Origin of the sequence: Arthrobacter sp. MYb229 (genome assembly GCF_002975405.1) — a bacterium.
Lineage (GTDB): Bacteria > Actinomycetota > Actinomycetes > Actinomycetales > Micrococcaceae > Glutamicibacter.
This window is the reverse complement of sequence record NZ_PCPS01000001.1, coordinates 736,976-750,163: the sequence shown is the minus strand read 5'-3', so window position 1 is coordinate 750,163 and position 13,188 is coordinate 736,976. Positions and strand designations below refer to the sequence as shown.

11 protein-coding genes are annotated in these 13,188 nt (G+C 61.5%); 4 read left to right on the top strand and 7 right to left on the bottom strand.

Going from position 1 to position 13,188, the window contains the following annotated elements; genetic code table 11:
- Positions 1 to 3: 3 nt before the first annotated feature.
- The 4 genes from uvrC to uvrA all read right to left on the bottom strand — a co-directional run bounded on the left by uvrC (position 4) and on the right by uvrA (position 6,281).
- Positions 4 to 1,941, bottom strand: coding sequence for an excinuclease ABC subunit UvrC (gene uvrC / locus CQ019_RS03510; RefSeq protein ID WP_105568933.1), 1,938 nt, complete (start codon positions 1,939 to 1,941; stop codon positions 4 to 6).
- Positions 1,942 to 1,943: 2 nt separating this feature from the next.
- The gene (locus tag CQ019_RS03505) at positions 1,944 to 2,615 is read right to left on the bottom strand and encodes a 1-acyl-sn-glycerol-3-phosphate acyltransferase (protein WP_105552313.1); all 672 of its coding nucleotides are present in this window, start codon (positions 2,613 to 2,615) and stop codon (positions 1,944 to 1,946) included.
- Positions 2,615 to 3,313 (bottom strand): HAD hydrolase-like protein, encoded by a 699-nt coding sequence (locus tag CQ019_RS03500; RefSeq protein ID WP_258133836.1) that lies wholly within the window; start codon positions 3,311 to 3,313, stop codon positions 2,615 to 2,617. The genes CQ019_RS03505 and CQ019_RS03500 overlap by 1 nt, the downstream gene beginning before the upstream one ends.
- A 97-nt stretch (positions 3,314 to 3,410) precedes the next feature.
- Positions 3,411 to 6,281 (bottom strand): excinuclease ABC subunit UvrA, encoded by a 2,871-nt coding sequence (gene uvrA, locus CQ019_RS03495; RefSeq protein ID WP_105552314.1) that lies wholly within the window; start codon positions 6,279 to 6,281, stop codon positions 3,411 to 3,413.
- Between the two features lie 397 nt (positions 6,282 to 6,678).
- Here uvrA and CQ019_RS03490 point away from each other — a divergent pair, with 397 nt between their 5' ends.
- Positions 6,679 to 7,509 (top strand): SDR family NAD(P)-dependent oxidoreductase, encoded by an 831-nt coding sequence (locus CQ019_RS03490; RefSeq protein WP_105568932.1) that lies wholly within the window; start codon positions 6,679 to 6,681, stop codon positions 7,507 to 7,509.
- 166 nt (positions 7,510 to 7,675) lie between these two features.
- Here the strand turns inward: CQ019_RS03490 and CQ019_RS03485 are convergent, their stop codons facing one another.
- On the bottom strand, positions 7,676 to 8,053 hold the full coding sequence (locus tag CQ019_RS03485) for a GntR family transcriptional regulator (protein WP_105568931.1): 378 nt from the start codon (positions 8,051 to 8,053) through the stop codon (positions 7,676 to 7,678).
- Positions 8,054 to 8,135: 82 nt separating this feature from the next.
- Here CQ019_RS03485 and CQ019_RS03480 point away from each other — a divergent pair, with 82 nt between their 5' ends.
- Entirely contained in the window at positions 8,136 to 8,789 is a 654-nt protein-coding gene (locus CQ019_RS03480; protein ID WP_105568930.1) for an MBL fold metallo-hydrolase, read from the top strand.
- Between the two features lie 28 nt (positions 8,790 to 8,817).
- On the opposite strand, the gene CQ019_RS03475 is transcribed toward CQ019_RS03480, so the two are convergent.
- Positions 8,818 to 9,297 carry a GNAT family N-acetyltransferase gene (locus CQ019_RS03475; protein ID WP_105569258.1) on the bottom strand — a complete coding sequence of 160 codons (480 nt, stop codon included), beginning with the start codon at positions 9,295 to 9,297 and terminating at the stop codon, positions 8,818 to 8,820.
- A gap of 40 nt (positions 9,298 to 9,337) precedes the next feature.
- Entirely contained in the window at positions 9,338 to 10,129 is a 792-nt protein-coding gene (locus CQ019_RS03470; protein WP_105568929.1) for a methyltransferase domain-containing protein, read from the bottom strand.
- Between the two features lie 77 nt (positions 10,130 to 10,206).
- Between CQ019_RS03470 and CQ019_RS03465 the strand changes: the two genes are divergently transcribed.
- Positions 10,207 to 12,735 carry an RNA helicase gene (locus CQ019_RS03465; RefSeq protein ID WP_105568928.1) on the top strand — a complete coding sequence of 843 codons (2,529 nt, stop codon included), beginning with the start codon at positions 10,207 to 10,209 and terminating at the stop codon, positions 12,733 to 12,735.
- A 245-nt stretch (positions 12,736 to 12,980) separates the two neighbouring features.
- A complete protein-coding gene (locus tag CQ019_RS03460) occupies positions 12,981 to 13,184 on the top strand; it encodes a hypothetical protein (RefSeq protein ID WP_105568927.1) in 204 nt (67 codons plus the stop codon).
- The last annotated feature ends 4 nt before the right edge of the window (positions 13,185 to 13,188 follow it).

Here is a 13,188-nt window from a genome sequence, read left to right as displayed (position 1 = left end):
AGGCTAGTCGAGAATTTCACCGGTAGTCATGTTCACACCCGCACGTGAAGTATCTTCCAAGGATTCTTTGATGGAAGTCGCAAGCTTTTCCCCGACTCCAGAGACCTCCATGAGCTGCTCCAAGGACGCGGCCCGGATCTTTTTCATCGATCCAAAGTGCTTACGGAGCGCTTCCTGTTTCGATTTGCCTAAGCCCGGAACGGCATCCAAATCCGAGGAAATCATCGACTTCGAACGCTTGGCGCGGTGGAAGGTAATGGCAAAGCGGTGTGCCTCATCGCGCAGGCGCTGCACCAGGTACAACGCCGCCGAAGCACGCGGCAAGATCACCGGGAATGGGTCCTCCGGCAGCCAAAGCTCTTCGAGCCGCTTCGCCAAGCCAACGACGGGAATATCATCAATCCCCAAGTCATCGAGGGCTTTTTGAGCCGCGGCCACCTGCGGCGGGCCACCGTCGACGATCACCAAGGACGGCGGGTAAGCAAATTTCTTCACTTCGCTGGTTCCGGGCTCAACCTCGCCGGTGCTGAAAGTGTCCGGGTCGATTTTTTCCTTCAGGTACCGGCTAAAGCGTCGGTGGATCACGTCGTACATGCTCGCCGTGTCATCACGCGCGGCATCACCGGTAATCGAGAATTTTCGGTATTCGCTCTTCTTGGGCAGCCCGTCCTCGAAAACCACCATCGAGGCGACGACGTTGGTCCCCTGCGTATGCGACGCGTCGTAACATTCGATGCGCAACAGGGCGGTTTCGGCACCGAGCGCTTCTTGCAGTTCCTGCATCGCGGCCGAACGGGTCGAAATATCACCGGCACGTTTGGACTTGTGCAGGCGCAGCGCCTGCTCGGCGTTCTCCACCACGGTTGAGGCCAGCGCCGCCTTGTCACCACGCTGCGCAACGCGCAGGGAAACCTTCGAGCCACGCAGTTCGGTCAGCCAAGTGGTGACATCTTCAATGTCATCGGGCAAGGTGGGCACCAGAACTTCACGCGGGATCCGGTCGGCATGATCGGCATAAACCTGGGTGAGCAGCTGCTCGACGAATTCAGCGTCCGTCAGGTCGGCGACCTTTTCGACCACCCATCCGCGTTGCGAGCGGATACGGCCGTCGCGCACGTGGAAGACCTGCACCGCGGCTTCAAGCTCATCGGCATGAATGCCGAAGATATCCGCTTCGGTGCTCTCGGCAAGCACCACCGCATTGCGCTCGAAAACCCTGTTCAGGGCGGCGATGTCATCACGGTAGCGGGCTGCTTGTTCGTATTCAAGATTGGCGACGGCAGCCTGCATCTGCGCGGTCAGCTCGCGGGTGAACTTCCCTGCTTCGCCACCCATGAAGGTACACAGGTCATCGGCCAGGGCTCGGTGGTCTTCTGGAGAGATCCGACCGACGCAGGGCGCGGAGCATTTATCGATATACCCCAGCAAGCACGGGCGGCCCGAGGCTTCGGCACGCTTGAAGACCCCGGGCGCACAGGTGCGTACCGGGAAGACGCGCAAAAGCGTATCGAGAGTTTCGCGGATCGCCTTGGCCGGATAAAACGGGCCGAAATACTTCACGCCCTTGCGCTTGTCCCCGCGCATGACCAGGGCGCGCGGGAATTGTTCGTCCATCGTGATGGCCAGGTACGGATAGGTCTTATCGTCGCGGAAGACAATATTGAATCTCGGGGTGTATTCCTTGATCCAGGTGTACTCGAGCTGAAGCGCCTCCAGCTCGGATCCGACGGTTGTCCATTCGACGCTGGCCGCGGTGAACACCATCGTGCGGGTTTTAGCGGTCAGGCGTTCCGGGTTGATGAAATATGAGGCCAACCGATTGCGCAGGACACGGGCCTTGCCCACATAGATGACCCGGCCGTGCTCGTCGCGGAAGCGGTAGACACCCGGTTTAGTGGGGATATCCGATGATTTCGGACGGTAGCTGGCTGGATCTGCCATGGCTACTTCGCGTCCGGTGGCAACTGGTTGTACGAGTCCACACGTTCCTGACCGCTCAGCTCGGCGATCGCGTCAACGATCCGGTCCGTCGCGCGGCGGCGTTCGGGCAGCGGATGCTTGCGGCCCAGCTGGTCAAAGTACAGCGGCTCCCCGTAGTGAATGGAGAACTTCGTCGGGCGAATGCCCTTGGTGTCGGCCGGTTGCAGCTTCTCGGTGCCGATCAGTCCCACCGGGATCACCGGGACACCCGTGGTCAGGGCCAGCCAGCCCACTCCGGTCCGGCCACGGTAGAGCTTGCCGTCGCGTGACCGGGTGCCCTCCGGGTAGATGCCGATGCCGCTTCCGTTTTCGATGATCTCCACCAGCGAGTCCAGGGCCGCCACGGAGGCCGCCTGCTCACCGCGCTGCACCGGGATGGACCCGACGGATTCGAAAAAGGTCTTCATGGCTTTGCCTTTGAGGCCGGGAGTGGTGAAGTATTCGGCCTTGGCGAAGAACGCGACATCGCGTGGGGTCAACGCCTGCACGATAATCGAGTCGAGGAACGACAAGTGGTTGGAGGCGACGATGAAGCCGCCTTCCTTGGGAACGTTGTGGACCCCGGTAATCTCCGGACGGCACAGGGTGTGCAGCATGCCGCGGATCGAGGAGCGGGTCATGGTGTAGAGGCTCATTAGTACAGGCCCTCCTGCATCGGCTGTCCGTTGAGCGCCGCAGCACGTTCTTCACCCAGCAATAGGACGGCGAGCTCAGGCACGCTATCGGCCAGGTGGTCTGCCGCGTCCAACTCGTTGGGAAGCGCAAAACCCCAGCTGACACCAATCGATGCCACCGAGTTTTCACGCGCCGCATCCAGGTCGTAGTAGCGATCGCCGACGACCACGGTACGTGCCGGATCCAGCTCGCCCGCCTGGAGCGCGGCCCGGACGATATGCGTCTTGCTCGCACCCAAGGATCCGTGCTCCGAGGCGTTGCCGAAGATGGCGTCCAGCAAGGAATCCAGACCCTGCTTGCCGATCAGGTCCCGTGCAATGGGCTCCGGCTTGGCCGTCGTCACTGCCACGTAGATTCCGGCCGCGCGGAGCGCAGCCAACAGTTCGCGCAGTCCCGGGTAAACCCGCGAGGCGGCCATGCCCACCGCCGCGTACCTGGCACGGTATGCGGCGATGATCTGATCGATATTCTCGTCGGTGACACCGTCCAGGGTGCGCAGACCGATTTGCAGCGGTGGACCCACCAACGCCTCGACGGCTTCCTCGCCGGGATCGGCGACATCATGCGCCACGAGGGCATGACGAATTCCGGAAGTAATGGAACCTGCAGGGTCCACGAGAGTCCCGTCCAGATCAAAGAGCACGCTTGTTACCGACATATTCACTTAGACATCATCCCATGAAGCGGACTCACGTTAGGAATCCATAACTGAAAACGCATATTCAGCGGGTCCGCCTCGCTCGGGATTTGAGGTTTTAGAGAATTTCGGCCAGGTACTTTCCGGTGTGCGATTCGTCGACCTTCGCCACGGATTCCGGGCTTCCGGTGGCCAAAATCGTTCCGCCGCCCGAGCCGCCTTCCGGCCCCAGATCGATCACCCAGTCGGCCGACTTGATGACGTCCAAGTTGTGCTCGATGGTCAACACGGTGTTTCCCTTGTCCACCAGTCCTTGCAGAACCAGCAGCAGCTTACGGATGTCTTCGAAGTGCAGACCGGTGGTCGGTTCGTCGAGCACGTAGATGGAGCGGCCGTTTGAACGCTTCTGCAATTCCGCGGCGAGCTTCACACGCTGCGCCTCGCCGCCGGAAAGCGTGGTGGCCGGCTGCCCCAGGCGCACATAGCCCAGTCCCACATCGACCAGGGTCTTCAGGTGGCGGGCGATCGGGGTGAACGCGGCGAAGAACTCGGCGCCCTCGGAGATCGGCATATTCAGCACGTCCGAGATGTTCTTGCCCTTGTAGAGCACCTGCAGGGTTTCGCGGTTGTAGCGCTGGCCCTGGCAGACCTCGCACGGCACGTAGACATCCGGCAGGAAGTTCATTTCGATCTTCAGCGTGCCGTCACCCGAGCAGGACTCGCAGCGCCCGCCCTTGACGTTGAAGGAGAATCGGCCCGGCTGGTAGCCGCGCAGCTTCGCCTCATTGGTCTCTGCAAAGAGCTTGCGGATGTTGTCGAAGACCCCGGTGTAGGTGGCAGGGTTCGACCGCGGGGTGCGCCCGATGGGCGACTGGTCCACGTGCACGACCTTGTCCAGGTGCTCCAGGCCCAGCACCCGGGTGTGGCGTCCGGGAACCTGCTTGGCGCCGTTGAGCTTATTGGCCAGCACCTTGTACAGGATGTCGTTGACCAGCGTCGACTTGCCCGAACCCGAGACACCGGTAATCGCGGTCAGCACGCCCAGCGGGAACTCCACGGTGACGTCCCGCAGGTTGTTTTCCTTCGCGCCCACCAGCTTGAGCATGCGCTTCTTGTCGGCCTTGCGGCGCTTTTTCGGCAGCTCGATCTGCTTGCGTCCGGAGAGGTAGTCGCCGGTCAGCGAGCGGGTGTTCTCCTTCAGCCCCTCCAGCGAGCCGGAATGGACTACCTCGCCGCCGTGCTCCCCGGCACCCGGACCGATATCCACGATCCAATCCGCCTCGGCGATGGTGTCCTCATCGTGTTCGACGACGATCAGCGTATTGCCCAGCGAACGCAGATGCAGCAGGGTTTCGATCAGCCGGCGGTTGTCGCGCTGATGCAGGCCGATGGAGGGCTCGTCCAGCACGTAGAGCACGCCGACCAGGCCGGAACCGATCTGCGTGGCCAGGCGGATGCGCTGCGCCTCGCCACCGGACAGGGTGCCCGCGGCGCGTTCCAGGGTCAGGTATTCCAGGCCCACGTCCAGCAGGAACTTCATGCGCGCGCCAATTTCCTTCAGCACCTGGGTGGCGATCTGCGCCTCGCGGTCGCTCAGCTCCAAGGTGGTGAGGAATTCGGCCGCCGCGCGCAAATCCATGGCCGCCACCGCCGCGATCGACTTGCCGCCGATCAGCACCGACAGCGAGGCCGGGTTCAGCCGGGCGCCGCCGCAGGTAGGGCACGGAATCTGGCGCATGTACTGCTCGTAGCGATCGCGCGCGTGATCCGATTCGGTTTCCTCATGCTTGCGGTGCACGTAGGAGATGACGCCTTCGAACCCGGTGGAGTACTTGCGCTCCCGGCCGAAACGGTTCTTGTACTGCACCACGACCTTGTGGTCCTTGCCGTTCAGGATCGCCTGGCGCGCCGGTGCCGGCAGGTCCTTCCAGGCGGTGTCCATGCTGAAGCCCAGCTCCTTGCCGAGCCCCTCGATCAACCGGTTCCAGTATTCGGTGGTCGCCTTGCCCAAGGACCACGGCGCGATGGCCCCGTCGGCCAGTTTGACCTCGGCATCCGGGACGATCAGGTGCTCATCGACTTCGAGCTTGGTGCCGATGCCGCTGCAGGCCGAACAGGCGCCGAAGGGGTTATTGAAGGAGAAGGTTCGGGGTTCGATCTCATCGATGGCCAGCGGGTGCTCGTTCGGGCAGGCGAGGTTCTCGGAGAACGCGCGGACGCGCTTCGGGTCGTCCTCTTCCAGATCCACGAAGTCCACCAGCACGCGGCCCTCGGCCAGGTTCAGTGCGGTTTCCACCGAGTCGGTCAGCCGCTGGTGCACCGTGTCGTTAATGGCGAGGCGGTCAACGACCACCTCGATGGTGTGCTTGACCTGCTTGGCCAGCTTGGGCGGCTCGGTCAGCTGAATGGTCTTGCCGTCGACCCGGGCACGGGAGAATCCCTTGGAGGAGAGTTCGGCGAACAGGTCCACGAACTCGCCCTTACGGGCGCGCACCACCGGGGCAAGCACCTGGAAGCGGGTCTTCTCCGGCATCTCCAGCAGCTGGTCGACGATCTGCTGCGGCGACTGCTTCGAAATGGGTTCCCCGCATTCGGGGCAGTGCGGGCGTCCTACGCGGGCCCAGAGCAGGCGCATGTAGTCATACACCTCGGTGATGGTGCCCACGGTGGACCGCGGGTTGCGGCTCGTGGACTTCTGGTCGATCGACACGGCCGGGGAAAGCCCTTCGATGAAGTCCACATCCGGCTTGTCGACCTGGCCCAGGAACATGCGCGCATAGGCGGACAGGGATTCGACATAGCGGCGCTGCCCCTCGGCGAAAATCGTGTCGAAGGCCAGCGATGACTTGCCCGATCCGGACAAGCCGGTAAAGACGATCATCGCGTCGCGCGGAAGATCCACGTCTACGTTCTTCAGGTTGTGCTCGCGCGCACCCTTGACGATCAGACGGGACAAATCCAGTTTTTTGCTTTCTGCAGTAATAGCCACGAAGTAATACTAATCGAAAACTACTTCGAATAAACGTGGTGCTTGGCACAAATGCGCGTTACTTTCGCGCAGGGCGATATCCCGGGCATTTCCAGCCCTGAAGATTTGCTGGTCGGCGGCCGTTTCGAGGCTCAATCGGATCGCACAGGCAGAACACGATGACTAGCCGACAAGTAGGCGACAGCGCCGGCAGGGCGCATTTTCTTCGCATGTTCCCCACAAAAGTTTCCCGACGAGCCATGTGGCCGGCGCCTCCCGGCGTGGTACTCCAACCCGGCCCCGGAACCCTTGGCCTTCAACTAAATACTGCCACCGGCGTCCGCTAGGATGACTTACCAGTTCGCTCCGAGAATGGGAGGCTGAGCTCCCGCGCCGGCATTGAGGAAATGAATTCACCATGAGCAAAACCATTATCATCACCGGCGGCAGCGACGGCATCGGTGCGGCCGCCGCGCGCACGCTGGTTGGCCGTGGCCATCGCGTCGTCATCGTGGGGCGCTCGGAGAGCAAAACCAAAAGCATCGCGACAGAGCTGTCTGTTCCTTATTATGTTGCGGACTTCGCTGAGCTGACCCAAGTTAGAAAGCTGGCAGATGATCTGCTGGAGGCGTACCCCGTAATCAACGTGCTCGCGAATAATGCAGGCGGCATCATGGGTGAGCGAACCCAGACCGTTGATGGGCATGAAATTACTTTCCAGGTCAACCACCTTGCTCCGTTCCTGCTCACCAGCTTGCTCATGCCAGCGCTGCTTGCCGGCAAGGCAACGATTATCCAGACAGCCAGCAAGGCCGCCCGGATCTTCGGGCGGCTGGATATCGAAGACCTGCAGAATACCGAGGGCTACGCCCCGCAGAAAGCCTATGGCAACGCGAAACTCGCTAATATCCTCTTCACTCAGGAATTGCAGCACCGGTTCGGACCACGAGGCATCACCGCCGTTGCTTTCCATCCGGGTATCGTCGCCAGCAGCTTCGCCAGCGAAACCACACATTTCATGCGGCGCATTTACCACGGCCCGCTCAAACGTCTTTTTACCGTCACTCCCGAAAAAGGGTCAGATCAGCTTGTTTGGCTCGCGGAAGGGACTCCTGGAACGTCTTTCCTGCCGGGTTCCTACTATGAATCCCGCAGGATAGCGACAAGGGTAAGTGCCGAAATGCACAACCCGAAGTTCGCAGAACAGCTCTGGAAGAAATCGGCTTCACTGCTCCGAACCGCTAACTGACAGGATTTCCCCGAGTTACCTGAGCGTGCCGCAGAATCTGCCGCTGGTTCTGGTGCAGTGCGGTTTGGGCCCAAGCTGCATGAACCGACCTTTAGGGACACTCAAATCGCGTTTCGGGTTAGCTCGCCTCGCACAGCCCGGTGCCCCACGGCCCGAAGGCCACTGATTAACGCGGCAGCGAGCTGAACGCGGCGCGCAAATACTTAACCGCGGTTTCTTCATCTACCGACCAGGTCTGGGCTACGCGTGCCAGATCGGCTGCGGCGTCGCCGACTTCTTGCTGGGCACGATCCTCGGCTGCTTGCACGATGGTTCCGTGTCGCCCGCGGGTCACGACCGCGCCTTGGGCTTCCAGCTCCTTATAGACCTTCGCCACCGTGTTCACCGCAAGATCCAGGTCACCGGCGAGCGCCCGCACCGAGGGAAGCTTGGTTCCGGGTGCCAAATCACCACCGGCAATACTTGCAAGGATTTGCTCACGTACCTGCTGATACGGTGCTACAGCCGATTTCGAGTCGATACGGATGAAATCCAGGTTGGCCATTGGCGCTCCATTCGGTGCAATACTTCGGTTGATTCACTGAGCCTATCGTGTTCAGTCCAATCGCCATCGTAAGGTAATAACCATGAGTGAACTTCTATTAGCCGACGTCACGATTCGTTCGGTGAGCGTCTCGGAAATGAACAACAACGTTTACTTGGTCACCGAAAGGGCCAGTGGCAAACAGCTACTGATCGATGCGGCCGACGAAACTCCCGCGATTCTAGAACTCGTGGCAAGCGCCGCCAAGGATGGCCCCGAACCAGAGGTCGTTGGCATCGCCACGACCCATGAGCATTGGGACCACGTGCGGGCCCTGGCCGAGGTCGTCGAACGCTTCGCCGTTCCCACGTATGCAGGCGCCGAAGATATCAACGGTATCGCCAAGGAGTCGGGCGTGAAGATCAGCCACGGGCTGACCCATGGTGATCGAGTTTCCGTTGGCAAGGTGGAACTTGAGGCCATCCACCTTCGCGGGCACACCGCGGGCTCGATCGCATATGCATTGCAGGACTCCTCGGGACAGCAGGTCATCTTCAGCGGAGACAGCCTTTTCCCCGGGGGTGTAGGCAATACCTGGGAGGACCCGGAGCGCTTCGAGTCGTTGCTCAACGACGTATCCGAACGTATCTTCGAAAAGTTCCCGGATGATACCGTCGTCCTGCCTGGTCACGGTGGCTCCACCACCGTGGGCACCGAGCGCCCGCACCTCGGTGCATGGCGACAGCGCGGCTGGTAATCCATCATTTGCAGCATTGCCCATCAGGTTACGGCCCGGTGGGCAATTCTTGCAGGTAGAGCAGCATCCGCCATTCACTGCCCGGTTCGTGGTTCACAAACCCGCGGTCCTCGTAAAAGCGACGAGCCTGCGCATCGTCTTCATCCACGTTGATGTGCATTTCGCTGCCCCCGCGCTCGGCCAGCTGGCGCAGGACATGATCAAGGATGGCGCCGCCGACGCCTTGGCCTCGCAGTGGAGGGCGCACATACAGCTCATCAAGCACCGCGAGCGGCCCGTCCGAATAGATGGTTGGCCGCAGGGTCACGATGGCGTGGCCCGACGGCTCAGATGCAGGACCGGCGAGCACCGCATAACAGTGTGGGCCAGCGAGCATACCCCGCAACCGCCTGGCTAGTATCTGCTCCGTGGGGCAGGGAGAACCGAACTCCGCATTGAAGTCAGCCTGCAGCTTTGCCAGCTGCGCGCAGTGTTCCGCCTTGGCTACGTAGGTGCGCCGCTTTTCCATGCGGCCATTGTCCTCCATGTCCAGCGCCGGCACCAGTGATTCAGCCCTGCTTGCGTGCCACCATAAAGATGCGCCGGAAGGGAAAGTTCGTCAGCTTGGCACCGTCCGGTGCCGTGAACGACGGGTAATGCTCGGCGACGGCAGCGGAATAGTCCGCTTCGAAATCCAGGTATTCGTCCTCGGGCAATGTGGCCTTGATGGGCAGCAAAGCGGTGCCTCGCACCCAGTCAAGGATCGGGCTCTCCCCCACCATCACCTGGTGGTACGTCGTCTCCCACACATTTGCCTGGAACCCTGCCTCGAGCAATAGCCGCTGGTACTCTTGTGGTTCACCCACCACGTCTTCGTGCCGCAGGACGCCACCGAGCCTGCCCGCCCACTTCGCCCCGTCGGCCACCTGACGCATCACCGCATGGGAGGCAGCGCCGAAGTTTCCCGGCATCTGGATTGCGACGTAGGCGCCGGCCTTCAAATCACCCAACCAGTTTTTGAGCAGTTCGCGGTGTTCGGGGAGCCACTGCAGCATGGCGTTGGAAAAGAGCAGGTCGATCTCGGGTCCCGGGTGCCAGTGGCGTGCATCGAGCAGGTCGAAGCCCAGATTCGGCAGCCGCACCGCGCCGTTGGCTTGGGCGATCATCTCCGGCGAGGAATCCAATCCGGTCACCTGCGCCTGCGGCCAGGTTTCGGCCAGCAGACTCGTCTTGTCTCCCGGCCCGCAGCCCAGGTCAACGATCTGCCTAGGGGTGATTTCGCCTAGCTGACCCAGCAGGTCTTCGTAGGGTCGTCCGCGGTAATTCGCGAATTCAGCGTATTTATTCGGGTTCCATTTCATATTTCCGAGCCTAGTACCACGGCTCAGCGTTCAGCTAGCCTCCGGTCACAGTTCTCAACGGATAGGCTTAGAACATCATGTTGCTCACCGATTACCTGCCTGCAGATGCGAAGAACGTTTCCGACGACGAGATTTACGAGTCCTTTGGCCGCTGGGTAACCACCCGCGGCATCGACCTATACCCCGCCCAGGACGAGGCTTCGATGGCCTTGGCCGCCGGAAGCAACGTCATTTTGGCGACGCCCACCGGCTCGGGCAAGTCGCTGGTCGCCATTGCCGCGCACTTCTACGCGATGTCCCGCGACCAGATCAGCTTCTATACCGCCCCGATCAAGGCCCTGGTCTCGGAGAAGTTCTTCGACCTGTGCAAGATCTTCGGGGCCGAAAACGTCGGCATGGTCACCGGCGACTCCTCGGTGAATGCCGACGCGCCGATCATCTGCTGCACCGCCGAGATATTGGCAAACATCGCCCTGCGCGAAGGCTCGCGCGCGGATGCCGGGGTGGTCATCATGGACGAGTTCCACTTCTATGCAGATCCACAGCGCGGCTGGGCCTGGCAATTGCCGCTCATCGAGCTGCCGCAGTCGCAGTTCCTGCTGATGAGCGCCACCCTGGGCGACGTGAGCCGTTTCGAGAAGGAACTTGAAGACCGCACCGGAAAAACCACCGTGACGGTGGCGCACTCCGAGCGTCCCATCCCGCTGCACTTCTACTACTCGATGGAACCGGTTCAGGAAGCCGTCGAGGAACTGATCAAAACCCAGCAGGTCCCGATCTACATCGTGCACTTCTCCCAGCTGGACGCGATCGATCGCGCCACCGGCTTGATGAGCGTCAACGTGTGCACCCGCGAGGAAAAGGACCGCATCGCCGAGCTGGTGGCCGGATTCCGCTTCGCGGCAGGGTTCGGCAAGACGCTGAACCGGCTGGTGCGCCACGGCATCGGCGTGCACCACGCCGGCATGCTGCCCAAGTACCGCCGGCTGGTCGAGCAGCTGGCCCAGGCCGGGCTGCTGAAGGTCATCTGCGGTACCGACACCCTGGGCGTGGGCATCAACGTGCCCATCCGCACGGTGCTGATCACCGCGCTGTCCAAGTTCGACGGCACCCGTACCCGCACCCTCAACGCCCGCGAGTTCCATCAGATTGCCGGCCGCGCCGGGCGCGCCGGCTTCGACACCGCCGGCACCGTGCTGGTCCAGGCTCCCGAGCATGCGATCGAGAACCACAAGGCCATGGAAAAGGCCCTGAAGAAGCACGGTGAGGGCTCCTCAAAGCTCAAGCAGATCCCGAAGAAGAAGCCGCCGCAGAACTTCGTCACCTGGGGCGAGAAGACCTACGACAAGATCGTGCATGCCGATCCGGAGACGCTGAAGTCCTCCTTCCAGGTCTCCCACTCGATGCTGCTGAACCTGCTCGAACGCGAGGACAATGCCTTCGAGGCGGCCATGCGCCTGCTCACCGAGAACCATGAGACCCCCGCCTCACAGCGCAAGCTGAAGCTGCGCGCCCTGGGCATTCTGCGCGAGCTGATCGCCACCGGCGTGGTGGTGCGGCGCGCGGAACCCGATGAATACGGCAACTACTACGAGCTGACCGTGCACCTGCAGCAGAACTTCGCGCTGAACCAGCCGCTGTCGCCATTTGCCCTGGCGGCCCTGGAACTCTTCGAACCAGAATCCCCCAGCTACGCGTTGGATGTCGTCTCGGTGATCGAGGCGACCTTGGAGAAGCCGCGCCAGGTGCTTTCGGGCCAGGAGAAGAAGGCCCGCGGCGAGGCAATTGCCGCGATGAAGGCCGAAGGCCTGGACTACGACGCGCGCATGGCGGCCCTGGATGAGGTCACCTACCCGCAGCCGCTGGCGGAGAAGCTCGAGGCGGCCTTCGAGCAGTACCGTTCCGGTGCCCCCTGGTTGGCGGACTTCGAGCTTCAGCCCAAGTCCGTCGTGCGCGACATGTACGAACGCGCCATGGGCTTCTCGGACTTCGTCCAGTACTACCAGCTGGCTCGCTCCGAAGGTGTGCTGCTGCGCTACCTCACCGACGCGTACAAGGCCCTGCGCCAGACCGTCCCGCAGGATTCGCTGCGCGAAGACCTCGAAGACCTCATCGAATGGCTGGGCGAATTGATCCGCCAGATTGACTCTTCGCTGCTCGACGAATGGGAGGAGCTCTCGCGCGGCGAGCTGCACGAAGAAACCGAGATCACTCCCCCCGCCCCGGAGAGGCTCACCACGAATATGCGTGCCTTCCGCGTGATGGTTCGCAACGAGATGTTCCGCCGGGTCAAGCTCTTCGCCGATGAACAAGATCAGGCCTTGGGCGAACTCGATGGGCATAGCGGTTTTGCTGCCGATGCATGGGCCGAGGCCATGGATGACTACTTCGAGGAACACGAGGACATCGATGACGGCCCGAACGGCCGCGGCTCGAACCTATTTGTGGTCACCGAGAAGCCGAACCGGATCTGGGAGGTCCGCCAGATCTTCGCCGATCCGGAAGAGCACCATGACTGGGGAATCAACGCCACCATCTCCTTGGACGACTCCGATGAACTCGGCGCCCCGGTAGTCACGGTCACCGCGGTCGGTCGGATGGACTAGTTCTTCGCGGCAGTCGATTGCCTTGCCTTTCGCTCACCTAGTGGCGGTTGTCATGTACCTGATGCAGGTGCATGAGAACCGCCACTTTTATAGCAGCAAGGTTTTTCCATATCTCCTAGTCCGGCCGGCTATCAGATAGCTCTAGCGGGTACTTGCCCACGGTCAAACGCAGCCGAAAAAAATTCGGCGGAAATTAACCTGTCACGGCTAACCTTTTGCGTGGATTCGACGGTATTGTTTGTCCCATGAATCCAATCAGGCTGCGCAAGATCGGCAGTTTCGTCATGTTCCTCGCATGGCTGAGTCTCATTAGCAATCACGCGGTGCTGTTCACCGCCGAAGATCTGCTGGCCACGCTGCTGCAGGTGGCATTGACCGTTGCGGGTACGTGGTTGCTGTACCAGAGCTGGAAACCACGGTCCCAGGCGCAAGGGTTGCCTCAGCCCTAAACCG